The sequence below is a fragment of the Pantoea sp. Cr_R13 genome (assembly GCF_029222565.1).
Classification (GTDB): Bacteria; Pseudomonadota; Gammaproteobacteria; order Enterobacterales; family Enterobacteriaceae; genus Pantoea; species Pantoea eucalypti.
Genome location: NZ_JARHXL010000019.1, coordinates 141,171 through 167,703 on the forward strand (window position 1 = coordinate 141,171; position 26,533 = coordinate 167,703).

Sequence of the window (26,533 nt, forward strand, 5' to 3'; positions counted from 1 at the left end):
CATTTCTCCTGAATAAAATTTACTGAGCGACCGGTTTACCGGCGCGGACAAAAACGGGACGAGTAACCTGGACGGGCATCTGGCGGTTACGGATCTCAACGATGGCGGTGCTGCCGACCGAGGCCGGTACGCGCGCCAGGGCGATGCTGCAACCCAGCGTCGGTGAGAAAGAACCACTGGTAATGATCCCCTTCTGTGGCTGCCCCTGGTCATCGGTGAAACGCACCGGCTGGCCGTTACGCAGCACCCCTTTTTCTGTGAGGATCAGCCCCACCAGCTTTTCTGTGCCTCGTTCACGCTGCAGTTCCAGCGCTTCCCGGCCAATGAAATCGCGGTCAGAAGGTTCCCAGCACACCGTCCAGCCCATGTTGGCGGCCAGCGGTGAAACGCCTTCGTCCATCTCCTGACCATAAAGATTCATTCCGGCTTCCAGGCGCAGTGTGTCGCGTGCGCCCAGTCCGGCAGGTTTTACGCCAGCTGCCAGCAGGCGCTGCCAGAAATCGGCTGCCTCACCGGCGGGCATCGCAATTTCATATCCCGCTTCGCCGGTGTAACCGGTGGTCGCGATAAACAGGTCACCTGACTGCACACCAAAAAACGGCTTCATGCCAGCCACAGCCTGACGCTGCTCCTCGCTGAACAGCGTCTGCGCTTTCTGCTGCGCCTGCGGACCCTGCACAGCAATCAGCGCCAGGTCATCGCGTTCCGTCAGCGTAATGCCATAACCCTGCGCATGTTGCGTGATCCAGGCGAGATCGTTTTCACGGGTTGCGGAGTTCACCACCAGCCGGAAGAACGATTCGCTCATAAAGTAAACAATCAAATCGTCAATGACGCCACCCGACGCATTCAGCATCCCGGTGTAGAGCGCTTTGCCCGGCTGCGTCAGTTTTGCCACATCATTCGCCAGCAGGTAGCGCAGGAATTCGCGGGTACGCGGTCCTGTCAGGTCGACGATGGTCATGTGAGAGACATCAAACATCCCGGCGTCAGTGCGCACCACATGATGTTCATCCATCTGGGAGCCATAGTGCAATGGCATCATCCAGCCATGAAAATCCACCATGCGGGCACCGCAGGCCTGATGCTGTTCAAACAGAGGTGTTTGCTGAGTCATAACCATCCTGTGCAGAAGCGAGTGAGGGCAAAAGTGCGTCGGAATTGAGTACCGACGCAAACGTTCTCTTACGACTGACGTTACCACCGAATCTGACGATTAACCATAAGAAAACCGGGGTCGAACGCAGATGCACAGCCTAACCAGAAACCGCCGGTGACAGGATAAAAAACTGCAATTTTGTGATTAATCGCGCAATAAATGCAGGTAATTTAAATATACACAGCAAATTTATGCGGCAAGGCGTTCAGGATGTTAAAAAAATCCCGCTACCCGCAAAGAGAGGAATGAGAAAAAGTAATGCGAAATTGCTCGCAAAATTAGAATAAATCAAACGAAGACCCGGACTGGTGCAGCATTGCCTTTTGGTGGTGCAGAGGGATTCAGACATAAAAAAAGCCAGCAGACGCTGGCTTATCAAAAGGCGAGAATTTAGCGAAGCCAGGCGGGTAAATCATTCAGGCCCATCGCCTGCTTCAGCATCATAGGTTTTACCCCTGGCAGACGATCAGCCAGCTTCAGACCGACGTCACGCAGCAGTTTTTTCGCCGGATTATTGCCGGCGAACATCTCCCGGAAGCCCTGCATGCCTGCCAGCATCATTGCGGCGCTGTGTTTACGGCTGCGCTCGTAGCGACGCAGATAGAGATGCTGACCAATATCTTTGCCCTGCTGATGCAGACGGCGAATCTCGCCAATCAACTCGGCGGCATCCATAAAGCCAAGGTTTACGCCCTGCCCCGCCAGCGGATGAATGGTGTGAGCCGCATCGCCCACCAGCGCCAGACGGTGTGCCGCAAAGTTGCGGGCATAGCGCGCTACCAGCGGGAACGATTTGCGCTCGCTTTCCAGCTGGCACAGGCCGAGGCGCATATCAAACGCCACTGAGAGTTGCTGATTGAACAGCGCTTCCGGCATGGTTTCCAGACGGCTCGCTTCCTGTGGCGAGAGCGACCAGACGATGGAGCTCAGATGCGGATCCTGCATCGGCAGGAAAGCCAGAATACCGTCGCCGTGGAACACCTGGCGGGCCACCGCGTCGTGCAGCTTCTCAGTGCGGACGTTAGCCACTAACGCACGGTGATCGTAATCCCAGAAAGTCAGCGGAATGTCAGCTTTATTACGCAGCCAGGAGTTAGCACCGTCAGCGGCAATCAGTAATCGCGCGCTTAACATGCTGCCATCCTGCAGCGTAACAAAGGCTTCGTTGTCACCAAATGCCACCTGCTGTAACTGCGAAGGTGCCATTATCGTCACGTCGCTGCAGGCGCTGGCACGTTGCCAGAGCGCAGTGTGAATCACCGGGTTTTCGATGATATGGCCCAGATGTGACAAGCCCTGCTGCTCATCATCAAAAGCGATGGAGCCAAAGCTGTCCTTATCCCACACTTCCATGCCGTGATATGCGCAGCAGCGCAGCGAAAGAATGGTCGACCAGACATCCAGCTTCTGCAGCAGCCTTTCGCTGGCGGCATTTATCGCCGACACGCGAATCGACGGTGACGCACTCAGCGCCAGCGGTGGCTCCGGCGATTTTTCCAGCACGGCGATGCGCAGTCCGCTGCCCTGCAAGCCGCAGGCCACCGCCAGCCCCACCATACCGCCACCGGCGATCACCACATCAAAAGTTTGCATCTGAGCCTCTTTATTAACGCTTAACCCAGCCAAGCGTACGCTCAGCCAGTTGATTTCGTAGCCACGGCAGATGATCCATTGCCAGCAGGCCCAGGTTACGTCCTGCCACCAGTGGACCATACTGGTTTGCAAAAACGCGCACCAGTCCGTCGGTGATGCCGATAGTGGCGGCGCGATCGGGCTGACGACGCTGCAGGTAATGATGCAGCACGGTATAGCTGCCGGGATCCTGCTGTTGACGATGGGCGGCTGCCAGCGTTTCAGCCAGCGACATCACATCGCGCAGGCCAAGATTGAAACCCTGCCCGGCAATCGGATGCAGCGTCTGGGCTGCATTGCCCACCACCGCCACACGATGCGTCACCGGCGACATCGCCCGGTGTAGCGCCAGCGGGTAGTATTCTCGCTGACCCGTGTGAGTAAATTTGCCCAGCCGCCAGCCAAAGGCACGCTGCAGCTGACTCAGGAATTCAGCCTCGCTCCACTGCTCAATGCGTTCGCGCTGCGAAAGCGGATGACACCAGACCAGCGAGAGACGGTTGCCAGACATCGGCAGCAGCGCCAGCGGGCCATGCTCGGTGAAACGCTCGAAAGCCCGGCCCTGATGGGGCAGCGCAGTGGAGACATTGGCAATTACCGCGAGCTGCTGATACTCGTCTCTTTGCCACTGAATGCCGCACGAGGCGGCCAGTGCAGAGCGCGTGCCATCGGCGGCCACCAGCAGCTTGCCGCTGAGTTGTTCGCCACTGTCCAGTGTCACCTCAACCTGCTGTTCGCTTCGGTGAGCCTGGGTAACGCGTGCAGGACAGCGCAGCGTCACGCCTGGCGCTTTTTTCAGTTCCGCAAACAGCCGCTGACCGACATCAAACAGCTCGACAACCTGCCCCAGCGCCGGAATGTCATAATCAGCCGCCGCCAGTGACACAAAGCCCGCGTGACCGCGATCGGAGACATGGATATGGGTAATCGGCGTGGCACAACTGGCAATGCGCTGCCACAGGTTGATATCCGCCAGTTGCTGGCAGGTTCCGGCCGCGAGGGCAATAGCGCGGCCGTCAAAACCGGGATGCGCCCGGCTGCCTGGCTCACTGCTTTCAATCAGCGTTACCGGCAGTGTGCCCTGGGTGAGATGGGAGATCGCCAGCGCCAGCGTCGCCCCGGTCATGCCGCCTCCGGCAATCAGAATTGTCATGCCTGTTTTGCCGCCGCCATCAGTGCTTCAATCTCATCGGCTTCTTTCACAACGCTGTCGGTGAGATTCTCAATGCCCTCTTCCGTGATCACAATGTCATCTTCGATTCGGATGCCAATGCCGCGATACTGCGCGGGTACATCCGCATCCGGCCCGATATAGAGACCCGGCTCAACGGTTAACACCATGCCCGGCTCCAGAATCCGATCGCGACTCGGGGTGCCGTAGTGACCTACGTCGTGAACGTCCAGCCCCAGCCAGTGGCCCAGGCCATGCATATAGAACTGGCGATGTGCGTCTTCGGCGATCAGGGTATCGATGTCACCCTCCAGGATACCCAGCTCCACCAGACCGGTGATCATAATGCGCACCACTTCGTCATTCACTTCACGAATGCTGACGCCAGGCCGAAACATCTCAAGCGATCGCTTCAGCGAAGCCAGAACGATGTCATAAATGGCGCGCTGCGACGGGCTGAATCGGCCGTTAACCGGGAAGGTACGGGTAATATCACCGGCATAGCCGTGGAATTCACAGCCTGCATCGATCAGTACCAGATCGCCGTCGCGCATCTCACTTTCGTTTTCGGTGTAGTGCAGAATGCAGCCGTTCTCGCCGGCCCCCACAATGGTGTTATAGGAGGGATAACGCGCGCCGTGACGGGTAAATTCGTGATGGATCTCCCCTTCCAGCTGATACTCAAACATGCCCGGCTGACAGGTTTGCATCGCGCGAGTATGCGCCAGTGCACTGATTTTCCCGGCGCGGCGTAACAACTCAATTTCATCCGCATCTTTAAACAGGCGCATCTCATGCACCCATGGACGCCAGTCAGTGACGGTGGCTGGCGCGCTAAGATTCTGGCGGAAACCGCGACGCAGTTTATCCAGTGCGCTGAACACCAGAGTGTCTGCGTGAGCATATTCGCCCTGCGCATGGTAAATCACATCCAGGCCATTCAGCAGCAGGTGCAGCTGTTCACCAATATCGGTCCAGGGTAAGGCGCGATCCACGCCGAGTTTATCGGGCGCGGCCTCCTGACCCAATCGACGACCAGACCAGACTTCCGCTGCGGGGTCACGCACGCGGTTAAACAGCACGCTGTGGTTGTGATTTTCATCGCTTTTGATCAGCACCAGCAGTGCCTGCGGCTCATTAAAGCCGGTGAAATAACTGAAGTCGCTGCTCTGGCGGAAGGGATATTCGGTGTCGTTACTGCGCGTCACTTCAGGCGCAGCAAAAATCAGCGCTGCGCTGCCAGGCACCATCTTCGCCAGCAGCGCCTGACGACGCTGCAGGTATCGTTCCAGTGAAATCATCTCTGCACTCCCTGTAAACTGACCGGTTAAACGCGTTGACCTGAAATTAGTGTAGCGTCGGTTTTTGCACTTCTGGCGCGGTTGGCTGCGGACGAGTGAAGGTATCGTGGCACAGCAGTGCAGCGACACGCACATATTCAATCACCTCTTCCAGCGACTGCTCCAGTTCTTCCTGGTCTTCATCCTCTTCGTAACCGAGTTGGGCAATCGTACGCAAATCATCGATTGCTTCGCCGGTTTCGCCGGTGACTTTATCCAGTTTAGGCTGTGTTACGCCCAGACCGAGCAGAAAATGGTTAACCCAGCCTGCCAGCGCATCGGCACGGTCAAATACGGTGATGTCGTCGTCCGCAGGCAGCATGAGCTGAAACAGGAAACCCTCATCTTCCAGCGTAGTGGCCGTGTGCTCGTGCAGCGCCGCCAGCGGGACCGCAAGCGTGTGTGAAAACGCCATGCCTTCGTTAGCCAGATCGTGTACCAGCGTCTTCCAGCTGGTGTCCTGGTTACCGCCGCAGAGGATGCCGCTTAGCAGGCCATGCATTTCTGCAGGCGTCATACCAACACCCTGCTGTGAGAGCACTGCCGCGAGCGCGTTGTAATCGGGGGTTGCGTTCTGTAAGGACATAAGTTTTCATCGTCGTTGGCAGAATAAGTTCGTGTTATGCTACCACTAGCTGCCTCAAGGTTTCCAGAAAAGGGGTTGTATCTTATTTCGTGGGTCTATATAGTTGCCCGCCTCCCAAGCCATTGACAGCTAAGGGAGTTGCGAGCGAAGTAATCAGTCAGGAAGGTGGCATGTCTGCACAACCGGTAGATTTACAAATTTTTGGTCGTTCGTTGAGAGTGAATTGTCCGCCAGAGCAGCAAGATGCGCTCAATAGCGCGGCTGAAGATCTCAATCAACGGTTGCAAGATCTAAAAGTTCGCACTAGAGTCACCAATACAGAACAACTGGTGTTCATCGCCGCGTTAAACGTCTGCCACGAGCTGGCGCAAGAGAAAGTGAAAACGCGCGATTATGCTGCTAATATGGAACAGCGTATCCGTATGTTGCAGCAGACGATTGAACAGGCATTAGTTGAGCAAGGTCGCATCTCTGAGCGTGAGGGTGCGAAGTTCGAATAAAACTTCATGGTTGCTATACTAAAGTAACGGTGAGGTAAATTTTCTCTGAGATGTTTGCATGTGGGCCAGTCCCCTGAGCCGATATTTCGAAAAAACAGAATGTGACGCTCGTAACCTGTGTGCATGCTCGGTTCGTCCGAGAAGCCTGATGGTTATGACGGCATGTTCACCTTGAACCAAGGGTTCAAGGGTTACAGCCTACGGCGGCATCTCGGAGATCTCTCTTCCTGCAGTCCTGCTTTCATCCCCATACCGACATGTTATAGTCGCTGTTCAGCGACTTATCAGGCGGGGAAATCATGTCTGAATCTTCCATGTCATCACCTTCAATGATACAGCGTCAGGTTATCCGTCAGCAGGTACGCCATTTGCGCCGTGCAATGACTGAAGATCAGCAGGCCCAGGCGGCTGAACAGCTCGCTGAACTTGCCCTTAACTATGCGCCGATTACTCACGCGCGCAACATTGCCCTGTTCCTGTCAGTTGATGGTGAGCTGAATACCCGTCCGCTGATTGCCAGGCTCTGGCATCTGAAGAAAGCGGTCTATCTGCCCGTTTTGCATCCCTTCTCGCCCGGTCATTTACTGTTTCTGCGTTACTCCCCCGAGACCTCGTTGCGCCCGAATAAACTGCGTATTCCTGAACCGCCGCTGGATATCCGGCAGTTGATCACGCTTGATCAGCTTGATCTGATGATGGTGCCGCTGGTGGCGTTTGATCAACATGGGCAGCGACTGGGGATGGGCGGCGGCTTCTACGATCGTACCCTGCAGAACTGGCGACAGCACGGCTTTTTGCCGGTCGGTCTGGCCCACGATTGTCAGCAGGTCGATAGCCTGCCGGTGGCAGAATGGGATGTGCCTTTGCCGGCGGTAATGACGCCGTCAAAGCTCTGGCAGTGGGAGTAGCAGAGCCGCTTTTTCAGACAAGTGAAAACCCACACCTGGGCGCATCTGGCAGCAATGAAATAGCTCAACGCGCAGAGAATAGGGTCAGAAGAGGAAAGCGTCCCGCGCAAGGGATAAAAACGCCGTGAGCGTTTTTGAACAACGTAAAGCGTTGGCCCTTTTAAGGGCGTACCTCAGGGATGAGGTCCGTAATCACGCGGGCCGAGCATGCCATGGATGGCGGCTTTTGCGTCTTTCCGATCTGACCGTGTTCTCTTCACAGTCCCGGTCTTACAGCAAATCGGCACAGCCTGTATGAACTACCTGAAGAGACGCGACTAAGCGCCTCTCCAGGTTTTTATCGCTTAGTAAAGCAGACGGGCGCGGATAGTACCCGGAATCGCCTTCATCAACTGCAGCGCGTTCTCGGCCACTTCTGGCTCGGCATCAATGTCGATAACCACATAGCCCATAAACGGCGAGGTTTGCAGATACTGGGCAGCGATGTTGATGCCCTGCTCTGCGAAGATCTGGTTGATGGCTGTCAGCACGCCTGGACGGTTCTCATGGATGTGCAGCAGACGACTGGCGCTGATACCGTGAATCGGCAGTGAGACTTCCGGGAAGTTAACAGCTGACAGCGTCGAGCCGTTATCGGAATATTTCGCCAGCTTGCCCGCCACTTCAATCCCGATGTTCTCCTGCGCTTCTTCCGTCGAACCGCCAATGTGCGGCGTCAGGATCACGTTGTCGAATTCGCTCAGTGGAGAGATAAACGGCTCGCTGTTGGTGGCGGGTTCTGTCGGGAAGACGTCGATGGCCGCGCCACCAACATGTTTACTGGCCAGCGCATCACACAGCGCCGGGATATCGACTACGGTACCGCGTGAGGCGTTAATCAGCAGCGCACCGGGCTTCATCTGCGCCAGCTGTTCTGCACCGATCATATCCTGTGTTGAGGCAGTTTCCGGCACGTGCAGGCTGACAACGTCGCTCATGTTGAGCAGATCGGCCAGATGGCGTACCTGGGTAGCATTCCCAAGCGGCAACTTGTTTTCAATGTCGTAGAAGAAAACATGCATGCCCAAGCTTTCTGCCAGCACGCCCAGCTGCATCCCGATATGACCGTAACCGATGATACCCAGCTTTTTGCCACGTGCTTCAAATGAGCCTTTGGCAATCTTGTTCCAGATGCCACGGTGCGCTTTCGCGTTCGCTTCCGGGATGCCACGCAGCATCAGCAGCATCTCACCAATCACCAGCTCCGCAACCGAGCGGGTATTGGAGAACGGCGCGTTGAACACCGGAATACCCCGGCTGGCAGCAGCCTGCAGATCAACCTGGTTGGTGCCGATACAGAAACAGCCAACGGCGACCAGCTTTTCAGCGGCCGCAAAAATCTCTTCAGTAAGCTGGGAGCGGGAACGGATACCAATGAAGTGCGCATCGCGAATCGATGCTTTTAACGCGTCGGAGTCCAGCGCGCCCTTGTGGAATTCGATGTTGGTATAGCCTGCAGCCCGCAGGTTATCCAGCGCGCTCTGATGGACACCTTCCACCAGCAGGAACTTAATCTTATCTTTTTCCAGTGATACCTTTGCCATTTCCCAATCCTATTCAGCATTCAATGAGGACTACCATAAGCCAGCCTTCTGTCAAAATATCAAAAAAATCGCGTCCGGCAATACAAACGATTGCCCGGCAGCCAGCACGGCAGCGGCTGCCAGCAGTACATTGCCGGACAAAATCATGAGAGAGGCAAAGAAGAGAGAACGAACCCGCTGCCGATGACGCTTATGTGACATAAGTCACCAAATTTCACCAGTGTGAGAAAAGATGATTTTCAGGCAGAAATAACTGACGCCTTTACGGCGCCAGACAGATCATTTTTTGATAGTTTTGACCCCATCAGGTCCGCCAATCAGTGCAATATCGGCACCGCGCGCGGCAAAAAGGCCGACAGTGACGACGCCAGGCAACGCATTGATGGTTTTTTCCAGCTCAATCGGATCCAGGATACGCAGATTATGCACGTCGAGAATAATGTTACCGTTATCCGTTACCACGTTCTGACGATACTCCGGTAAGCCGCCCATTTTCACCAGCTGACGCGCCACATAACTGCGTGCCATCGGAATCACTTCAACCGGCAGCGGGAAGCGGCCCAGTACATCCACCTCTTTCGAGGCGTCAGCGATACAGATAAAGGTTTCAGCCACTGCAGCCACAATCTTTTCACGCGTCAGCGCCGCGCCGCCCCCTTTAATCATCTGCATCTGAGGGTTGATCTCATCCGCGCCATCGACGTAAACCGACAGCACATCAATCTCATTCAGGTCAAAAACCTGAATGCCCAGGCTTTTCAGCTTCTGGGTGGAGGCATCTGAGCTGGAGACGGCACCGTCGATCTGATGCCTGACCGTGGCAAGCGCATCGATAAAGTGGGCAGCGGTGGAGCCGGTGCCTACGCCAACAATGGTGCCCGGCTGCACGTAATCAAGTGCAGCCCAGCCAACGGCTTTTTTCAGTTCATCCTGGGTCATGGTATGTTTAAAACCTGTGCGACAACGAAGTGCGCGTAGTATAAAACAAGGCTTGCTGAAAATGCTCGGCTGACCGACGTGGATTTATCGCTTTGCAAGCCAGTCCACAAAAACAAGAGAACCATCACAGATAACAGTTTTGTGGCATAGTGACGTCCATCCTGAAGGAGAATGAATATTAATGAAACGCCCGGATTATCGAACGCTTCAGGCGCTGGATTCAGTGATCCGCGAACGCGGATTTGAGCGTGCCGCACAAAAATTGTGTATCACTCAGTCTGCAGTTTCACAGCGAATCAAGCAGCTGGAGAACCTGTTTGGTCAGCCGCTGCTGGTGCGCACTGTGCCGCCGCGCCCGACCGAACAGGGCCAAAAACTATTGGCGTTACTGCATCAGGTGGAATTGCTGGAAGAGGAGTGGCTGGGCGATGAGAACAGTGGCACCACGCCGCTGCTGCTGTCGCTGGCGGTCAACGCCGACAGTCTGGCGACCTGGTTGCTGCCTGCGCTAAAAGATGTGCTGGCTGACTCCCCCGTTCGCCTGAATCTGCAGGTTGAAGATGAAACACGCACTCAGGAGCGTCTGCGTCGGGGTGAAGTGGTGGGTGCGGTGAGTATTCAGCCGCAGCCGCTGCCGAGTTGCCTGGTGGATCAGCTGGGTGCGCTCGACTACCTGTTTGTGGCGTCACGCGACTTTGCTGAACGCTTCTTTCCAAACGGCGTTACCCGCTCTGCCCTGCTGAAAGCGCCTGCCGTGGCTTTTGATCATCTTGATGATATGCACCAGGCTTTCCTGCAGCAGAACTTTGACCTTTCACCTGGCAGTGTGCCCTGCCACATTGTGAACTCGTCTGAAGCCTTTGTGCAGATGGCCCGACAGGGATCGACCTGCTGTATGATTCCACATCTTCAGATTGAACGTGAGCTGGCGAGCGGTGAGTTAATCGATTTGACGCCGGGATTGTATCAGCGCCGGATGCTCTACTGGCATCGGTTTGCGCCTGAAAGCCGGTTAATGCGTCGGGTGACCGATGCGCTGATTGCGCATGGACATCGGGTGCTGCGTCAGAATGACGTCGCCGCCTGAAAACAAAAACGGGGCAAAAGCCCCGTTTTTTTATTGTGCCGCGTTGGGCTTAATCTCAAACACTACATCAACCTGATCGTCAAAGTTGATGCTCTGCTGGTCATAAGTCTCCTGCGCCGAGGTATCTGCCGCTGCCGCCGCTTTGTACATGCGGTTCATCGGCATTGGCTGATAGTTGGCGACCTGATAACGGATGCTGTAGATCGATCCCAGCTTCGCGTTAAAGCCTTCAGCCAGTTGCGATGCCTGCTGAGTGGCGTTTTTAATCGCCGCTTTACGCGCCTGCTCTTTATAGCTTTCCGGGTTTGCCACGCCTAACTCGACGCTACGCACCTCATTCAGACCGGATTTCAGTGCTCCGTCCAGCAGATCATTCAGTTTGTCCAGCTGACGCAGGGTGACCTGTACCTGACGCACAGCACGATAGCCTTTCAGTACGGATTTACCCTCTTTGGTGTAGTCGTACTCTGGCTGCGTGCTCAGGTTAGCCGCATCGATATCTTTTTTCTCGATGCCATTCTTCTGCAGAAAATCGAAATATTGCGCAACCCGGCTATCTGCCTGTTTTTTCGCATCTGCGGCATCTTTCGATGACACGTTCACAACGATAGAGAGGGTCGCGATATCGGGACGAGCATCGACCGTTGCCTTGCCTGAGGTCACCACGTGCGGTCCGTTCGGTAACTCATCAGCGTGTACGCCAGGCAATGCCCCGGCGCTCATGATTGCGGCCAGAGCCAATGCTTTCAGTTTCATGAAAGTCCTCCTTGAAAAGGTCACTATGACGGCTTCCAACCGGCGAAGCCCAACAGCGCATCGGTATGCGCCATGCTTTGAGTGGTCATTATGCCAAAAGTTCGTCCGCAGCGCGGCAATTACCGCCCGGGATCGAGGCTAAGATCAAAAACCGGCAATACCCTGACGCGCCAGTTGCAGGGCGATAAACCACATTACCGCGCCGACCAGCAGGTTAATCACACGCTGTGCTTTCGCGGTGCGCAGGCGCGGTGACAGCCACGCGGCCAGCAGCGCCAGGCCGAAAAACCACAGGATCGACGCGCTGACGGTGCCCAGCGCGAACCACTGACGCGCCGTGGTGCTGGGCAACTGGCCGCCAAGACTGCCCAGCACCACAAAAGTGTCGAGATAGACGTGCGGATTGAGCCAAGTTACCGCCAGCAATGTTGCGATAATGCGTCCCCTGCTCTGCTTCAGTGGCTCGCCATCCGCCAGATCGGCGTTGCCACGAAAAGCGCTTCGCAGCGCACCCCAGCCATACCAGAGCAGAAAGGCTACGCCTGCCCAGGTGATGACCATCAGCAGCAGCGGAGACTGGCTTAGCAGGGCGCTGCCGCCAAAGATGCCGCCGCATATCAGCAGAATATCGCTCAGTGAGCAGAGTGCCGCCGTCATCAGATGATACTGACGTTTCACGCCCTGATTCATCACAAATGCGTTTTGTGGCCCCAATGGCAGGATCAGCGCAGCGCCCAGGGCAAGCCCCTGAAAGTAGAGAGATATCACAGAATTACGTCCTCACATGGTCAGATGTGGGGAAGTATAAAGAGAGGAGATGATTAGCGGTAATTGAAAGAATTAATCCACGATTAGCAAAATTAATGGGCGACAGACGCCGCCCATTGAACAAATTACTGCGGCTGTGTCTCTGGTGCAGGTGTATCTGACGGTCTGACGCGGTGCAGATGCACATCCATCTGCGGATAAGGAATACCAATTCCTTTGCCATCCAGCGTACGCTTGAAGTTCTTCATCAGATCCCAGTAGACGTTTTGCAGGTCTCCACTGTTGCTCCAGCAGCGCACGACAAAATTCATTGAGGATGCGGCTAACTCATTAAGCCCAATCTGGATACCCATATCTTTTAGTACACGTTCATCTGCTTCAACGACTTCCCGCAGCAGCGTCAGAACCTGATCCACATCGGCATCGTAGGAGACGCCGATAATAAATTCATTGCGGCGTACCGGCTCACGGGAAAAGTTAACGATGTTTCCGGCAAGGATTTTACCGTTCGGCACCACCACGCGCTTGCCATCCGCTGACTTGAGCGTCGTAGAGAAGATCTGCACGTTCATGACTGTACCCATGATGCCACCCAGATCCACAAACTCACCGGTGCGGAAGTGGCGGAAAATCACCAGCAGTACGCCGGCAGCCAGGTTTGACAGTGAATCTTTTAAGGCCAGACCCACAGCCAGACCGGCCGCACCGAGGATGGCAATAACCGAGGTGGTCTGTACGCCAATGCGACCCAGCGCCGCGATAAGTGTGAAGGCGATAATGCCGTAGCGCACCAGCGCCGACAAAAAGTCAGCAACGGTCGTATCAATATGACGTGCGCACAGCAGACGATTAACGGTGTTGGAGATGATGCGTGCAACAATCATACCCACAAAGATAATCGCAATAGCTGCGACAATGTTCACCGCATAGCTTATCAGCAGCTCCTGATTGCGTACTATCCAGTTACCTGCGTTGTTAAGCTCATCAAACATACCCGTATCCTGCATGGAACCATCCTGTAATTAAATTCCCAAGGGAAGTAACAACAGATTGTCAGAACAGCTCTGACAATCCCTGACAAAAGGGTAAACAATAAATGCCGGTGTGCCAAACCTGCATGACCTTTGACGCAAATCCGGCGAAAAAAGATCAAAAAAAAGGCCCTTTCGGGCCTTTTTTATACAGAAGACAGTTTATACCGTAACTCAATATCAGTTACAGAACGTCGACAGCGTTGAGCTCTTTGAAAGCCTGCTCCAGACGCACGACCATTGAGGCCTGGGCTGAACGCAGCCAGACGCGTGGGTCGTAGTATTTTTTGTTTGGCTTGTCGTCGCCTTCCGGGTTACCCAGCTGCGACTGCAGATAGCCTTCATTCTTTTTGTAGTACTGCAGGATGCCGTCCCAGGTTGCCCATTGGGTATCGGTATCGATGTTCATCTTGATCACGCCGTAGCTGATAGACTCTTCGATTTCTGCAGCTGAAGAACCTGAACCGCCGTGGAAAACGAAGTCCAGCGCGTTGTGCGGCAGGCCATGTTTTTCACACACGAATTTCTGCGAATCACGCAGAATGGTTGGGGTCAGTTTCACGTTACCTGGCTTGTAAACGCCGTGTACGTTGCCGAATGAAGCCGCAATGGTGAAGCGCGGGCTGATAGCATTCAGTTTTTCGTATGCGTAGTTCACATCTTCTGGCTGGGTGTAGAGAGCAGATGCGTCCATATGGCTGTTATCCACGCCATCTTCTTCACCACCGGTGCAGCCCAGTTCGATTTCCAGCGTCATGTCGAGTTTCGCCATGCGCGCCAGGTACTTGCTGCTGATTTCGATGTTCTCTTCCAGTGACTCTTCTGACAGGTCGATCATGTGAGAAGAGAACAGTGGCTTACCGTTTTTCTGGAAGTACTCTTCACCCGCGTCCAGCAGACCATCGATCCACGGCAGCAGTTTCTTCGCGCAGTGGTCAGTGTGCAGGATAACCGGCACGCCATACTGCTCTGCCATCAGGTGAACATGGTGTGCACCGGCGATAGCACCGAAGATTGCCGCGCCCTGTGGTTTGTCAGTCTTGAAGCCTTTACCGGCGATAAATGCAGCACCACCGTTAGAGAACTGGATGATGATTGGCGCTTTCACTTTCGCTGCCGCTTCCAGTGCCGCATTGATGGAGTCGGTGCCGACGCAGTTCACTGCTGGCAGTGCGAATTTGTTCTCTTTCGCAACTTTGAAGATCTTCTGTACGTCATCACCAGTGACAACGCCGGGTTTTACGAAATCAAAAATTTTAGACATGATTGTGTCCTGTTTCGTGACCGTTGTTCCCTTAAAGGAACGTCGATTTAAACGCCCAGATGGGCAAGACTTCAGACGATGCCGCGAGGCATCGCCCCCAAAGGATTACTGCTTCGCACGCTCTTCCAGCATGGCAACTGCTGGCAGTTTTTTGCCTTCCACGAACTCCAGGAACGCACCACCGCCGGTAGAGATGTAGGAAATTTTGTCTTCAATGCCGAACAGGTCGATAGCCGCTAAGGTATCGCCGCCGCCTGCAACAGAGAAGGCATCGCTGTCTGCAATCGCGTTAGCCACGATCTCGGTGCCTTTACGGAAGTTAGGGAACTCAAACACGCCCACCGGGCCATTCCACAGGATGGTTTTAGCCTCTTTCAGGATGGCAGCCATGGCCTGAGCGGTTTCATCACCGAAGTCCATAATCTCTTCGTTATCTGCTACTTCCGAAACCTTTTTCACGGTCGCTGGCGCAGTTTCAGAGAATTCTGTGCCGACGCGAGAGTCAGTTGGAACCGGGATACCGTGCTGATCGCGCAGGCCTTTAGCCGCTTCAACGAAGTCGGGTTCATACAGTGACTTGCCGACATTGTTGTCGATAGCCACGAAGGTGTTCGCAATGCCGCCGCCGACAATCACGGTGTCCGCGATTTTGACCAGAGACTGCAGCACATCAAATTTGGTAGAGACTTTAGAACCACCAACAACAGCCACCAGCGGACGCTCAGGGTTGCTCATGACCTTACCCAGCGCTTCCAGTTCTGCAGAAAGCAGCGGACCGGCACAGGCGATAGGGGCAAATTTGCCAACGCCGTGGGTAGAAGCCTGCGCGCGGTGCGCAGTACCAAACGCGTCCATCACAAATACGTCGCACAGGGCGGCATATTTTTTAGACAGCGCTTCGTCATCTTTCTTTTCGCCTTTGTTAAAGCGAACGTTTTCCAGCACAACCAGTTCGCCAGCGCCCACTTCAACGCCATCGAGGTAATCTTTTGCCAGGGTCACAGTGGTGCCGCTCAGCTTCTCTTTCAGGTAGTTAACTACCGGCAGCAGCGAGAACTCTTCGTTGTATTCACCTTCGGTCGGACGACCCAGGTGAGAGGTAACCATTACTTTCGCGCCCTGTTTCAACGCCGCTTCAATGGTTGGCAGAGAAGCACGGATACGTGCATCAGACGTCACTTTACCTTCTTTAACTGGTACGTTCAGATCGGCACGGATCAGAACGCGTTTACCAGCCAGATCCAGATCGGTCATCTTAATTACAGACATGGTGAATCCTCTCGTTGATTCTCATAAGTTTTGCCAGACGCAAACCGCGTCTTACCTGAAACCGCTTGCGGCCATCGCTAACGTCGTGTCGAGCATTCGGTTAGCAAAGCCCCATTCATTGTCACACCAGACCAGTGTCTTGATAAGGTGTTGACCGCTGACCCGCGTTTGTGTTCCGTCCACAATGGCACTGTGCGGATCATGGTTAAAATCTACTGAGACTAACGGTAATTCCGTGTAGTCAACTATACCACGAAATGCCCCTTCTGCCGCGCTTCGCAACAAGGTGTTAACGTCACATGCCGTTACCGCGTTATGCACAGAAACGCTGAGATCAATGGCCGTCACGTTAATCGTCGGGACGCGAACGGCTATCGCCTCAAAGCGATCGTTGAATTTCGGAAAAATACGGGTGATGCCTGCCGCCAGACGCGTATCCACTGGAATGATGGACTGACTGGCCGCACGGGTCCGGCGCAGATCGCTGTGATAGGCGTCGATCACCTGCTGATCGTGCATCGCCGAGTGGATCGTCGTGACGGTGCCGGATTCGATACCAAACGCATCATCCAGCAGTTTAATGACCGGAATAATGCAGTTTGTGGTGCAGGACGCATTGGAGACGATGCGATCGCTGGCGGTGAGATCCTGCTGGTTAACACCGAACACGACAGTCGCGTCGAGATCGTTTCCGCCAGGATGAGAGAACAGCACTTTTTTGGCACCCGCCTGCAGATGGGCTTCGCCATCAGCCCGTGAGCCATAGACGCCGGTACAGTCCAGCACCACATCCACATCGAGTTCACGCCACGGCAAATCGGCTATGTCTGCACGGTGCAAAATGCGCAGGGTATCGCCACCCACCCACATAACATCGCGCTCCTGACGAACGTCGAAAGCAAAACGGCCATGGCTGGTATCGTATTTCAGCAGGTGCGCCATACCGGTGGCTTCAGCCAGCTCATTAATCGCGACCACGGTAATCTCTGCACGTCGGCCCGTTTCATAGAACGCGCGCAGAACATTGCGTCCAATCCGGCCAAAACCATTTATCGCTATCCGTACCGTCATTTCTCTCCTGCCACGTCAGACTGAAAAAACGTGCCGTTAGCCTGAGCGCTTCACTGCATTTTGTACAGGAGATTCTTGCCCGGCATTGTCCGAAATCAGGGCGGCTGGCCCGACGACTGAAACGGTTCAGCCAGAATAATAGAAGGAAGGAATAACAGGAATGATTGCGATCAATCTGACTGCATAAATTTGGATCTGCGTCACAAATTTAAGCCAGAAAGTGTTATTACTGCAGGAATAAAAGAGCAAAAGGGACGAAAGGATCGCCCCTTTAATTTCACAACCAGGCGGGAGCAGACCCGCCTGGCCAGTTATTACGCCAGCAGCGCTTTCGCTTTCGCGACGACGTTGTCAACGGTAAAGCCAAACAGCTCGAACAGCTGATCTGCAGGTGCAGATTCACCGAAGCTGGTCATACCCACGATAGCGCCATTCAGGCCCGTGTATTTGAACCAGTAATCAGCGATGCCCGCTTCAATAGCAACGCGAGCGCTGACGGCTTTCGGCAGCACAGATTCACGGTATTCATCGCTCTGCTTGTCGAAAGCATCGGTTGACGGCATCGAGACCACGCGCACTTTGCGGCCTTCGCTGGTGAGTTTGTCCCAGGCACCGACAGCCAGTTCAACTTCTGAACCGGTTGCGATCAGGATCAGCTCAGGGGTGCCGTCGCAATCTTTCAGCACGTAACCACCGCGCGCCACGTTAGCCAGCTGTGCAGCATCACGTTCCTGCTGCGCCAGGTTCTGACGGGAGAAGATCAGTGCCGTTGGGCCATCCTGACGTTCGATAGCATATTTCCACGCCACCGCAGATTCTACCTGGTCACATGGACGCCACAGGCTCATGTTTGGTGTGGTGCGCAGGCTCGCCATCTGCTCAACCGGCTGATGCGTCGGGCCATCTTCACCCAGACCGATTGAGTCGTGAGTGTAGACCATGATCTGACGGATCTTCATCAGTGCCGCCATACGCGCTGCGTTACGCGCATACTCAACGAACATCAGGAAGGTAGCGGTGTATGGCAGGAAGCCGCCATGCAGTGCCAGACCATTGGCGATAGCGGTCATACCGAATTCACGCACGCCGTAATGGATGTAGTTACCCGCAGCATCTTCGTTGATTGGCTTAGAACCAGACCAGATAGTCAGGTTGCTCGGCGCCAGGTCAGCTGAGCCGCCCAGGTATTCCGGCAGAATTTTACCAAAGGCTTCGATAGCATTCTGTGACGCTTTACGGCTGGCGATCTTCGCCGGGTTCGCCTGCAGCTGTTCAACGAACTTCTGAGACTCTTCCTGCCAGTTAGCTGGCAGTTCGTTGCTCACGCGACGTTTAAATTCAGCAGCCAGCTCAGGATGGGCCTGCGCATACGCAGCGAATTTCTCATCCCATGCCGCTTCTTTCGCCTGGCCCGCTTCTTTTGCGTCCCACTCAGCGTAGATGTCTGAAGGAATAACGAACGGTGCGTGGTTCCAGCCCAGCTGTTTGCGGGTCAGTGCCACTTCGTCATCACCCAGCGGCGCGCCGTGTGAATCATGGGTGCCCGCTTTGTTCGGTGAACCGAAGCCGATAACGGTTTTGCACATCAGCAGTGAAGGCTTGTCGCTGACGCTCTTCGCTTCGTCGATCGCTTTAGCAATCGCATCTGCATCATGGCCGTCTACGCCGCGCACGACATGCCAGCCGTACGCTTCAAAGCGCTTAGCGGTGTCATCAGTGAACCAGCCATCAATGTGACCATCGATGGAAATACCGTTGTCATCATAGAAGGCAACCAGTTTGCCCAGCTTCAGCGTACCCGCCAGTGAGCAGACTTCGTGAGAAATACCTTCCATCATGCAACCATCACCCATGAAGACATAGGTGTTGTGGTCTACGATGTCATGACCCGGACGGTTAAACTGCGCGGCCAGTGTGCGTTCAGCAATGGCGAAGCCGACGGCGTTGGCGATGCCCTGCCCCAGCGGACCGGTGGTGGTTTCAACGCCCACGGTGTAGCCATATTCAGGGTGACCTGGAGTTTTTGAGTGCAGCTGGCGGAAGTTTTCCAGTTCGCTCAGTGGCAGATCGTAGCCGGTCAGGTGCAGCAGGCTGTAGATCAGCATTGAGCCGTGACCGTTAGAGAGGACGAAACGGTCGCGGTCGGCCCACAGCGGGTTGGTCGGGTTGTGGTTCAGGTAGCCGCGCCAGAGTACTTCAGCGATGTCCGCCATGCCCATTGGGGCACCCGGATGTCCCGATTTCGCTTTCTGTACTGCATCCATACTTAACGCACGAATGGCGTTGGCAAGCTCTTTACGAGAGGGCATTTTCTACTCCAGGTCGGATTAATGCTTCGCACCTTAACTGATTGTTATTAATGAGTTACCGGGCAAAACAAGGAAAAAGTTGCCCATCAATGTACATGAAAGTCAGGTCAAAAGTACATGTTGTAAAACGCTAAATGTCACCGCTTCGTATGGCTTTTTCGGCCAGGTCTGCTAGCAAAGTGCAGACTGGCACGCTATAACCAAATCGTTTATTCATCTGAGTGAGTTTCAGGTGTTTGTTTTTCTTACCTTGTTATGGATGGGATACAGCATGAAAACCAAAAAAATGGTGTTAGCACTTGGCCTGACAGCGATGCTCAGCGGCTGTCAGGGTTTAGACAATAATGCACTGATGCAATCTGGCGCGCAGGCCTATCAGGCTTATAGCCTGAGCGACGATCAGGTAAAGCAACTGAGCGATAAATCCTGTGAGCAGATGGACAAGGATAATCAGCTGGCGCCTGCTAACAGTGAGTATCAGCAGCGTCTGAATAAGATTGCAGCCGCGCTGGGCGATAATATCAATGGCGTTCCGGCGAACTATAAGGTTTATCAGACTAAAGATGTCAACGCCTGGGCGATGGCAAACGGCTGTATCCGCGTTTACAGCGGCCTGATGGATATGATGACTGACAATGAGGTGGAAGGCGTGCTGGGCCATGAGATGGGCCACGTTGCATTGGGTCATACGCGTAAAGCAATGCAGCTGGCGTATGCCACAACCGCCGCCCGCACGGCAGCCGCATCAGTTGGCGGCGTGATCGGTTCACTGTCGCAGTCGCAACTGGGTGAGATGGGTGAAAAACTGGTTAACGCACAGTTCTCTCAGACTCAGGAATCGCAGGCGGATGACTACTCCTACGATCTGATGAAGAAGCGCAATATTAATCCGGAAGGCCTGGTGACCAGCTTTGAGAAACTGGCGAAGCTGGAACAGGGACGTCAGAGCTCGATGTTTGACTCGCACCCCGCTTCTGAAGCGCGTGCCGAGCACATCCGTGAACGTATTGCGGCTGACGCGAAGAAGTAACGTCTGATACAGGCGCATGCACACAGCATGCGCCTGCAGTACGGATCAGGTCAGAATCACTGACCTAACGTTTGAATATCTGATCCACCATCGAACCTAAATCAAGTTTGTTCTCGTGCAGCGAGGCTTCATCCATATGCCCCTGAGGTGACATTTTATCGATCAGCTGCGGCAGAATAACCGCCAGCGTGCCCGCGGCGCCCTTAATGTCGGTTCCCAGCTTATCCGCCAGTGACTGTAGCTCAGCCTGTCCAAATGCAGAGTGGATGTCGCTGTGTTCTACCGGCTGATTTGCCCCGGTGCCGATCCACGAACCAAACACCTCACCCAGCCCGCCCTGCTGGAATTTTTGCAGCAGCACTTTTATACCGCCCTGCTCCTGCACCCAGTGCCAGACCGCCTGCAGTTGTCCGGGCAGATGCCCATCACTCTGCGCGCCCTGTAGCGATCCCGCCAGTTCATCAAGAAAGCCCATGATTGCCTCCACGTGAGAATTGATATCAGTCAGTTTAGCTGCTGATGCGCGGTTACGCCTGAGCAGCGGGCGTTGTGATAAAGGGAAACAATCCTGAGGAGGAAAAGCGGATGGAGGTCGTTACTGGCACTGTGCCGCATTAGCCGGCGGCGCAAAACCTGCCAGGTTAACCCGGCAGGCTCAGGACGGGATTAACCCTTATTTGCAGCCTGAACATGCAGCATATCCAGCGCCAGCGTCGCCGCCGCCAGTGCTGTCAGATCAGCATGATCGTATCCCGGTGCCACTTCCACCAGATCCATGCCGACAATGTTCATGCCCTGCAGGCCACGGATCAGCTTGGTCGCTTTATCTGTGGTCAGGCCGCCAATCACTGGCGTGCCGGTGCCAGGCGCATGCGCCGGATCCAGACAGTCGATGTCGAAGGTCAGATAGATCGGTAGATCGCCGACGGTGCGTTTCACTTCCGCAAGGATATCGTCAACGCTGCGGTCGTTGACCTGCGCCGCATCCAGCACGTTGAAGCCAAGGCTCTTGTCGAATTCGGTGCGGATACCGATCTGCACAGAATGCTGTGGATCGATCAGACCTTCTTTCGGCGCGGTAAAGAACATGGTGCCGTGGTCGAAGGTCGGGCCGTTGGAATAAGTGTCGGTATGCGCATCGAAATGCACCAGCGCCATCTTACCGAAGTGTTTTGCATGGGCACGCAGCAGTGGCAACGTAACGTAGTGGTCGCCGCCAAAGGTCATCATGCGCTTGCCGCTGGCCAGCAGTTTTTCTGCATGAGCCTGCAACTTGTCGGAAAGATCCTGCGAATCACCGAAGGCGTAAACCAGATCGCCACAGTCGACGACGTTCAGACGCTGACGCAGGTCAAAATCCCACGGCCAGCGGCAGCCTTCCCAGGCCAGATTGGTGGAGATCTGACGAATCGCGCCCGGACCCAGGCGGCTGCCCGGACGGCCCGATGTTGCAGCATCAAATGGCACGCCAGTGATAACCCACTCGGCGTCGCTGTCGTAAGGCTGGAAATTCAGCGGAAAACGCATGAAACCAAAGGCGTTAGAAACCAGGGAGTTGTCATACTGATTGCCAAGGGTGTTATACATAATTGCTCTCTCTATGTGCGTAAGTCGGGCCAGGCCCGCAAGCCATTAAGGTTGAGATGAAAAAAATCCCCTCCGCGTCGTTAGGCCCGACGAGGAAGGGATTGAGTGGGTCAGATTATCGGCATAGTTAACGGCAACTGCAATATACGATTGCGGGCTGCCAGCGCCGATTATTCATCTTCTAAATAGGTGTAACCGTAGAGGCCGCTCTCAAACTCTTCCAGGAACTGCGCGCGCAGCTCTTCGTCGACATCGGACGCCTGCACCTGATTACGGAACAGCGCCATCAGCTCGTTGGGATCAAGCTGCACGTAACGCAGCATGTCCGCCACGGTATCGCCTTCATCAGAGAGCTGGACTTCCACATCACCATTTTCGCGTGCGTAGACATCCACCGCCTCGGTGTCACCGAAAAGGTTGTGCATGTTGCCCAGAATTTCCTGATAAGCACCGACCATGAAGAAGCCCAGCATTGGCGGGTTATCCAGGTCATATTCCGGCATCGGCATGGTCGTTGCGATACCGTCGCCATCCACATAGTGATCGATGGTGCCATCGGAGTCACAGGTGATGTCGAGCAGCACGGCGCGGCGCTCCGGCTTCTTGTTCAGCCCTTCCAGCGGCAGTACCGGGAACAGCTGGTCGATACCCCACGCATCCGGCATGGACTGGAACAGCGAGAAGTTAACGTAGATCTTATCTGCCATGCGCTCCTGCAGTTCGTCGATGATCGGACGGTGCGCACGGTTGCTTGGATCAAGATGCTGCTGAATATAGTGGCAGATGCTCAGATAGAGCTGCTCAGCCCATGAACGCTGCTTCAGATCGTAAGTACCGGAGGCGTAGCCGGTATGGATATCAGACAGATCCATCTGGCTGTCGTGCAGCCATTCACGCAGCGAACGGCGGGTGCTTGGCTCATGCATCTCCTGCCAGGTTTCCCACATGCTGAGAATCGGGCGCGGCGCATCCGCATCCGGCGTTTCAGGTTCGCTGAACTCGTTACGCTCGACACCAATGATATTGGAGACCAGTACCGTGTGGTGCGCGGTCACAGCACGACCCGACTCGGTAATGACGGTCGGATGCTCGAGACCGTGCTCATCACAGGCTGCACCAATCGCCCAGATCACGTTGTTGGCATACTCATTCAGGCCATAGTTGACCGAGCAGTCAGACTGCGAGCGCGTGCCTTCGTAATCGACGCCCAGACCGCCGCCGACATCGAAACATTTGATGTTAACGCCCAGCTTCGCCAGTTCGACATAGAAACGCGCCGACTCACGCACGCCGGTCGCAATGTCGCGAATGTTGGACATCTGCGAACCCAGATGGAAATGCAGCAGTTGCAGGCTGTCGATGCGACCCGCTTCGCGCATGATCTCAACCAGTTTCAGCACCTGAGTAGCGGAGAGGCCAAACTTCGATTTTTCGCCGCCGCTCGACTGCCATTTACCGGAGCCTTGCGAAGCCAGACGCGCACGGATGCCAAGACGCGGCACGACATTCAGACGTTCCGCTTCTTCCAGCACCAGCCGCACTTCCGTCATCTTCTCCAGCACCAGATAGACTTTGTGGCCCATCTTCTCGCCAATCAGCGCCAGACGAATATATTCGCGATCTTTGTAGCCGTTACAGACGATCACTGAGCGGGTCTGACCGGCATGCGCCAGCACGGCCATCAGCTCGGCTTTCGAACCTGCTTCCAGTCCCAGCGGTTCGCCAGAGTGAATAAGCGACTCAATAACGCGTTTGTGCTGGTTAACTTTGATCGGGTAAACCAGGAAGTAGTCGCCTTTGTAGCCGTAAGATTCGCGCGCACGTTTAAACGCGGCGTTAATCGAGCGCAGACGGTGTTGCAGAATCTGTGGGAAGCAGAACAAGGCGGGGAGACGCTGACCCTGTGCTTCGCGCTCTTTAACCAGGCGGGCTAAGTCGACGCGCACATCCGGACGATCCGGATCGGGGCAGACACTGATATGGCCCAGTTCGTTAACGTCATAATAGTTGTTGCCCCACCAGGCGATGTTGTACGTACGCAACATTTTGCTCGCATCCAGATCGTTCATTGCCACCTCCTGCATGGAGCGGAGTGCACCCTGTTCGCCAGCTGACGAACCTTTGATATTCTTCATGTCGTCAGACATCGCGAACCTCAATTTTCCGTTGAAAGATAGAACTGCTAACCGGCTTTATGGCCGCTAATCTGAAAACCTGTTGCCACATTAAACACAATGTCCTGTTCACCTGACGTTGCCATCAGCGCGATTCACGCATGAGAGTTAAGTGTAAAACACCCTGGCCATCTCCGTTTAAACAGAGAACATTTAGTTATGTATTGACCATGGATAACCTGCGTCGTTCCGCTACGCGGGCGCAGAGAAGAGACCAAACCAGCAGAACAGAGATAAAGATTAGCCGGCGCCTGTGTCGGTAAAATTACCGCATCGGACATAGTGTCGGCAGGACAAAGAAACAGATGGGAGGCAGGAGAGAGCCAGTGCAGCGCCGCAGCGCAAGGAACCGGAAGAAGAAAAAGCGTGGTTCATTACTTGTATCACCTCCGCACATGCCAGGGGCACATGGAAAACAACCTGGGTGAAAGCCAGACCAGAGTCTGACAGGCGCGACGCAAACAGTGGCGTCATCCTTGCTGCTGCTATCGAAGCAGCGGCGTTTTATACAGTTTACAGCGCTAAAATGCAAAAAGATTATCCGGGAATTGCGTGCAGTGTCAGCAAATTATGCCGATAACGGTTACAGGTTAAGCGCTTAAACAGAAAAAGGGCTGGTAATTGGTTTATCCTCTATCCTAAAATAGCCGTCCAGATGGTTTTCCATCTAAACAGGTTACTATCCAGGCGGTGTCAGTCTGCTGTGCTGATACTACCTCACTGCTCGCGGCTTTGCCTGAAGGGGCGTCAGGTCAGACAACCTCACTGGCGCTATGCAGTCGTACTCAAACCATATTTAAGGTAAAGAACAGAATGGCTAAACACCTTTTTACGTCCGAGTCCGTATCAGAAGGACATCCCGATAAAATCGCCGACCAGATCTCCGATGCTGTGCTGGATGCGATCCTCGAACAGGATCCTAAAGCGCGCGTGGCCTGCGAAACTTACGTTAAAACCGGAATGGTTCTGGTTGGCGGTGAAATCACCACCAGCGCCTGGGTCGATATTGAAGAGATCACCCGTCAGACCGTACGTGACATCGGCTATGTTCATTCCGATATGGGCTTTGATGCCAACTCCTGCGCGGTATTAAGCGCCATTGGCAAACAGTCTCAGGATATTAATCAGGGCGTTGACCGCACCGATCCGCTGGAACAGGGCGCGGGTGATCAGGGTCTGATGTTCGGCTATGCCACCAACGAAACTGACGTGCTGATGCCTGCGCCGGTGACCTATGCGCACCGTCTGGTTCAGCGTCAGGCTGAAGTGCGTAAAAACGGGACCCTGCCGTGGCTGCGTCCGGATGCTAAAAGCCAGGTCACTTTCCAGTATGACGATGGCAAAATCGTTGGCATTGATGCAGTCGTCCTGTCTACCCAGCACGCTGAATCCATCAGTCAGAAAGATCTGCAGGAAGCGGTGATGGAAGAGATCATCAAACCGGTTCTGCCAACAGAATGGCTGAGTGCCTCGACCAAATATCACATTAACCCAACAGGTCGCTTTGTGATTGGCGGTCCGATGGGCGATTGCGGTCTGACCGGCCGTAAAATCATCGTCGACACCTACGGCGGTATGGCACGTCACGGTGGCGGTGCGTTCTCTGGTAAAGATCCTTCTAAGGTTGACCGCTCTGCCGCCTATGCAGCGCGTTACGTGGCAAAAAACATCGTGGCGGCGGGTCTGGCTGACCGTTGTGAAATTCAGGTCTCCTACGCTATTGGCGTGGCTGAACCGACCTCTATCATGGTGGAAACCTTCGGCACCGAGAAAATCTCAACTGAACAGTTGACGCTGCTGGTACGCGAGTTCTTCGACCTGCGTCCATACGGTCTGATTCAGATGCTGGACCTGCTGCACCCAATCTACAAAGAGACCGCGGCTTACGGTCACTTTGGTCGCGAACATTTCCCATGGGAAAAAACCGACAAAGCTGCCCTGCTGCGTGAAGCAGCTGGCCTGTAAGGTTAGCGGCTGCTGATAAAAACCCTGCCCCGGTGGCGGGGTTTTTTATCGCCCGATCAGCCCCATTGCTCACCAGAGAATACTTGCCTCCGCCCGGCACCGGAATACGATAACCCTGCTGTTTATTACAGACGTCTAAAGACGAAAAAAACGAACCTGAATGACATCCTCTTTCCTCTGCAGCAAATTTTCAGTTCTCAGCTACACTTCCTTTCGCTTTTTCTGACGACAAAATGTTAACGATTACAAATCGAAATTCTTTGTATATCTGACATTTAAGAATTAACGCACGTAGTTATTATGCTGAAAATGCGTTATTTTCAGCGTCGTCTGATAGCCACTAAATAGAGCATTGTCAGAAACTTAATGAGTGCTATACCTCACTGGTTAATTAATCTTTCCGG

The 26,533-nt window shown here is 54.5% G+C and carries 22 protein-coding genes and 1 other RNA gene; 6 read left to right on the forward strand and 17 right to left on the reverse strand.

All coding sequences use genetic code 11. The features are described 5' to 3' along the window. Positions 1 to 19: 19 nt before the first annotated feature. The 5 genes from gcvT to P2R09_RS20200 form a co-directional block, all read right to left on the reverse strand. The gene (gcvT, locus tag P2R09_RS20180) at positions 20 to 1,117 is read right to left on the reverse strand and encodes a glycine cleavage system aminomethyltransferase GcvT (protein WP_275772325.1); all 1,098 of its coding nucleotides are present in this window, start codon (positions 1,115 to 1,117) and stop codon (positions 20 to 22) included. A 432-nt stretch (positions 1,118 to 1,549) separates the two neighbouring features. Beyond that, on the reverse strand, positions 1,550 to 2,752 hold the full coding sequence (gene ubiI, locus P2R09_RS20185; RefSeq protein WP_275772327.1) for an FAD-dependent 2-octaprenylphenol hydroxylase: 1,203 nt from the start codon (positions 2,750 to 2,752) through the stop codon (positions 1,550 to 1,552). A 13-nt stretch (positions 2,753 to 2,765) separates the two neighbouring features. Then, positions 2,766 to 3,944, reverse strand: coding sequence for a 2-octaprenyl-6-methoxyphenyl hydroxylase (gene ubiH / locus P2R09_RS20190; protein ID WP_275772329.1), 1,179 nt, complete (start codon positions 3,942 to 3,944; stop codon positions 2,766 to 2,768). Further along, positions 3,941 to 5,263: a Xaa-Pro aminopeptidase gene (gene pepP / locus P2R09_RS20195; RefSeq protein WP_275772330.1), complete on the reverse strand. Its 1,323-nt coding sequence runs from the start codon at positions 5,261 to 5,263 to the stop codon at positions 3,941 to 3,943. Before pepP ends, ubiH begins: the two co-directional genes overlap by 4 nt. Before the next feature lie 46 nt (positions 5,264 to 5,309). After that, complete coding sequence (locus tag P2R09_RS20200) at positions 5,310 to 5,888, reverse strand: YecA family protein (RefSeq protein WP_003852855.1); 579 nt, start codon at positions 5,886 to 5,888, stop codon at positions 5,310 to 5,312. 170 nt (positions 5,889 to 6,058) lie between these two features. On the opposite strand from P2R09_RS20200, the gene zapA reads away from it, so the two are divergent. The 3 genes from zapA to P2R09_RS20215 all read left to right on the forward strand — a co-directional run bounded on the left by zapA (position 6,059) and on the right by P2R09_RS20215 (position 7,296). Next, positions 6,059 to 6,388 (forward strand): cell division protein ZapA, encoded by a 330-nt coding sequence (gene zapA, locus P2R09_RS20205; RefSeq protein WP_008925677.1) that lies wholly within the window; start codon positions 6,059 to 6,061, stop codon positions 6,386 to 6,388. A 39-nt stretch (positions 6,389 to 6,427) separates the two neighbouring features. After that, positions 6,428 to 6,610, forward strand: a non-coding RNA gene (gene ssrS, locus P2R09_RS20210) — 6S RNA. Positions 6,611 to 6,702: 92 nt separating this feature from the next. Beyond that, positions 6,703 to 7,296 carry a 5-formyltetrahydrofolate cyclo-ligase gene (locus P2R09_RS20215; RefSeq protein WP_275772820.1) on the forward strand — a complete coding sequence of 198 codons (594 nt, stop codon included), beginning with the start codon at positions 6,703 to 6,705 and terminating at the stop codon, positions 7,294 to 7,296. Between the two features lie 344 nt (positions 7,297 to 7,640). Here the strand turns inward: P2R09_RS20215 and serA are convergent, their stop codons facing one another. Beyond that, positions 7,641 to 8,879, reverse strand: coding sequence for a phosphoglycerate dehydrogenase (gene serA / locus P2R09_RS20220; RefSeq protein ID WP_003852850.1), 1,239 nt, complete (start codon positions 8,877 to 8,879; stop codon positions 7,641 to 7,643). Positions 8,880 to 9,158: 279 nt separating this feature from the next. Then, positions 9,159 to 9,818 (reverse strand): ribose-5-phosphate isomerase RpiA, encoded by a 660-nt coding sequence (gene rpiA, locus P2R09_RS20225; protein ID WP_003852846.1) that lies wholly within the window; start codon positions 9,816 to 9,818, stop codon positions 9,159 to 9,161. Positions 9,819 to 9,999: 181 nt separating this feature from the next. On the opposite strand from rpiA, the gene P2R09_RS20230 reads away from it, so the two are divergent. Next, positions 10,000 to 10,905, forward strand: a complete 906-nt coding sequence (locus P2R09_RS20230; RefSeq protein WP_008925678.1) for a LysR family transcriptional regulator ArgP — start codon at positions 10,000 to 10,002, stop codon at positions 10,903 to 10,905. A gap of 30 nt (positions 10,906 to 10,935) precedes the next feature. Here the strand turns inward: P2R09_RS20230 and P2R09_RS20235 are convergent, their stop codons facing one another. The 7 genes from P2R09_RS20235 to tkt form a co-directional block, all read right to left on the reverse strand. Further along, on the reverse strand, positions 10,936 to 11,661 hold the full coding sequence (locus P2R09_RS20235) for an oxidative stress defense protein (protein ID WP_003852844.1): 726 nt from the start codon (positions 11,659 to 11,661) through the stop codon (positions 10,936 to 10,938). A 144-nt stretch (positions 11,662 to 11,805) separates the two neighbouring features. Beyond that, positions 11,806 to 12,429 carry an arginine exporter ArgO gene (gene argO / locus P2R09_RS20240; RefSeq protein ID WP_003852843.1) on the reverse strand — a complete coding sequence of 208 codons (624 nt, stop codon included), beginning with the start codon at positions 12,427 to 12,429 and terminating at the stop codon, positions 11,806 to 11,808. A 125-nt stretch (positions 12,430 to 12,554) separates the two neighbouring features. After that, positions 12,555 to 13,436 carry a small-conductance mechanosensitive channel MscS gene (gene mscS, locus P2R09_RS20245; RefSeq protein ID WP_003852840.1) on the reverse strand — a complete coding sequence of 294 codons (882 nt, stop codon included), beginning with the start codon at positions 13,434 to 13,436 and terminating at the stop codon, positions 12,555 to 12,557. A gap of 208 nt (positions 13,437 to 13,644) precedes the next feature. Next, entirely contained in the window at positions 13,645 to 14,724 is a 1,080-nt protein-coding gene (gene fbaA, locus P2R09_RS20250) for a class II fructose-bisphosphate aldolase (RefSeq protein ID WP_003852838.1), read from the reverse strand. Positions 14,725 to 14,829: 105 nt separating this feature from the next. Next, complete coding sequence (pgk, locus tag P2R09_RS20255) at positions 14,830 to 15,993, reverse strand: phosphoglycerate kinase (RefSeq protein WP_003853361.1); 1,164 nt, start codon at positions 15,991 to 15,993, stop codon at positions 14,830 to 14,832. 51 nt (positions 15,994 to 16,044) lie between these two features. Continuing rightward, positions 16,045 to 17,064, reverse strand: coding sequence for an erythrose-4-phosphate dehydrogenase (epd, locus tag P2R09_RS20260; RefSeq protein WP_275772337.1), 1,020 nt, complete (start codon positions 17,062 to 17,064; stop codon positions 16,045 to 16,047). A gap of 314 nt (positions 17,065 to 17,378) precedes the next feature. Beyond that, a complete protein-coding gene (gene tkt, locus P2R09_RS20265) occupies positions 17,379 to 19,373 on the reverse strand; it encodes a transketolase (protein ID WP_008925680.1) in 1,995 nt (664 codons plus the stop codon). Positions 19,374 to 19,644: 271 nt separating this feature from the next. Here tkt and P2R09_RS20270 point away from each other — a divergent pair, with 271 nt between their 5' ends. Further along, on the forward strand, positions 19,645 to 20,403 hold the full coding sequence (locus P2R09_RS20270; protein WP_003853364.1) for a M48 family metallopeptidase: 759 nt from the start codon (positions 19,645 to 19,647) through the stop codon (positions 20,401 to 20,403). Positions 20,404 to 20,467: 64 nt separating this feature from the next. On the opposite strand, the gene P2R09_RS20275 is transcribed toward P2R09_RS20270, so the two are convergent. The 3 genes from P2R09_RS20275 to speA form a co-directional block, all read right to left on the reverse strand. Beyond that, complete coding sequence (locus P2R09_RS20275) at positions 20,468 to 20,878, reverse strand: YidB family protein (protein ID WP_275772341.1); 411 nt, start codon at positions 20,876 to 20,878, stop codon at positions 20,468 to 20,470. 191 nt (positions 20,879 to 21,069) lie between these two features. Then, positions 21,070 to 21,990: an agmatinase gene (gene speB, locus P2R09_RS20280; protein ID WP_275772343.1), complete on the reverse strand. Its 921-nt coding sequence runs from the start codon at positions 21,988 to 21,990 to the stop codon at positions 21,070 to 21,072. A 170-nt stretch (positions 21,991 to 22,160) separates the two neighbouring features. Further along, positions 22,161 to 24,137: a biosynthetic arginine decarboxylase gene (gene speA, locus P2R09_RS20285; RefSeq protein ID WP_275772345.1), complete on the reverse strand. Its 1,977-nt coding sequence runs from the start codon at positions 24,135 to 24,137 to the stop codon at positions 22,161 to 22,163. An 840-nt stretch (positions 24,138 to 24,977) separates the two neighbouring features. On the opposite strand from speA, the gene metK reads away from it, so the two are divergent. Beyond that, on the forward strand, positions 24,978 to 26,129 hold the full coding sequence (gene metK / locus P2R09_RS20290; protein WP_003853369.1) for a methionine adenosyltransferase: 1,152 nt from the start codon (positions 24,978 to 24,980) through the stop codon (positions 26,127 to 26,129). Positions 26,130 to 26,533 lie beyond the last annotated feature (404 nt).

Coding starts and splice junctions, on each gene's coding strand:
- gcvT (WP_275772325.1), bottom strand. CDS start 1,117: ATGACTCAGCAAACACCTCTGTTTGAACAGCATCAGGCCTGCGGTGCC.
- ubiI (WP_275772327.1), bottom strand. CDS start 2,752: ATGCAAACTTTTGATGTGGTGATCGCCGGTGGCGGTATGGTGGGGCTG.
- ubiH (WP_275772329.1), bottom strand. CDS start 3,944: ATGACAATTCTGATTGCCGGAGGCGGCATGACCGGGGCGACGCTGGCG.
- pepP (WP_275772330.1), bottom strand. CDS start 5,263: ATGATTTCACTGGAACGATACCTGCAGCGTCGTCAGGCGCTGCTGGCG.
- P2R09_RS20200 (WP_003852855.1), bottom strand. CDS start 5,888: ATGTCCTTACAGAACGCAACCCCCGATTACAACGCGCTCGCGGCAGTG.
- zapA (WP_008925677.1), top strand. CDS start 6,059: ATGTCTGCACAACCGGTAGATTTACAAATTTTTGGTCGTTCGTTGAGA.
- P2R09_RS20215 (WP_275772820.1), top strand. CDS start 6,703: ATGTCATCACCTTCAATGATACAGCGTCAGGTTATCCGTCAGCAGGTA.
- serA (WP_003852850.1), bottom strand. CDS start 8,879: ATGGCAAAGGTATCACTGGAAAAAGATAAGATTAAGTTCCTGCTGGTG.
- rpiA (WP_003852846.1), bottom strand. CDS start 9,818: ATGACCCAGGATGAACTGAAAAAAGCCGTTGGCTGGGCTGCACTTGAT.
- P2R09_RS20230 (WP_008925678.1), top strand. CDS start 10,000: ATGAAACGCCCGGATTATCGAACGCTTCAGGCGCTGGATTCAGTGATC.
- P2R09_RS20235 (WP_003852844.1), bottom strand. CDS start 11,661: ATGAAACTGAAAGCATTGGCTCTGGCCGCAATCATGAGCGCCGGGGCA.
- mscS (WP_003852840.1), bottom strand. CDS start 13,436: ATGCAGGATACGGGTATGTTTGATGAGCTTAACAACGCAGGTAACTGG.
- fbaA (WP_003852838.1), bottom strand. CDS start 14,724: ATGTCTAAAATTTTTGATTTCGTAAAACCCGGCGTTGTCACTGGTGAT.
- pgk (WP_003853361.1), bottom strand. CDS start 15,993: ATGTCTGTAATTAAGATGACCGATCTGGATCTGGCTGGTAAACGCGTT.
- epd (WP_275772337.1), bottom strand. CDS start 17,064: ATGACGGTACGGATAGCGATAAATGGTTTTGGCCGGATTGGACGCAAT.
- tkt (WP_008925680.1), bottom strand. CDS start 19,373: ATGCCCTCTCGTAAAGAGCTTGCCAACGCCATTCGTGCGTTAAGTATG.
- P2R09_RS20270 (WP_003853364.1), top strand. CDS start 19,645: ATGAAAACCAAAAAAATGGTGTTAGCACTTGGCCTGACAGCGATGCTC.
- P2R09_RS20275 (WP_275772341.1), bottom strand. CDS start 20,878: ATGGGCTTTCTTGATGAACTGGCGGGATCGCTACAGGGCGCGCAGAGT.
- speB (WP_275772343.1), bottom strand. CDS start 21,990: ATGTATAACACCCTTGGCAATCAGTATGACAACTCCCTGGTTTCTAAC.
- speA (WP_275772345.1), bottom strand. CDS start 24,137: ATGTCTGACGACATGAAGAATATCAAAGGTTCGTCAGCTGGCGAACAG.
- metK (WP_003853369.1), top strand. CDS start 24,978: ATGGCTAAACACCTTTTTACGTCCGAGTCCGTATCAGAAGGACATCCC.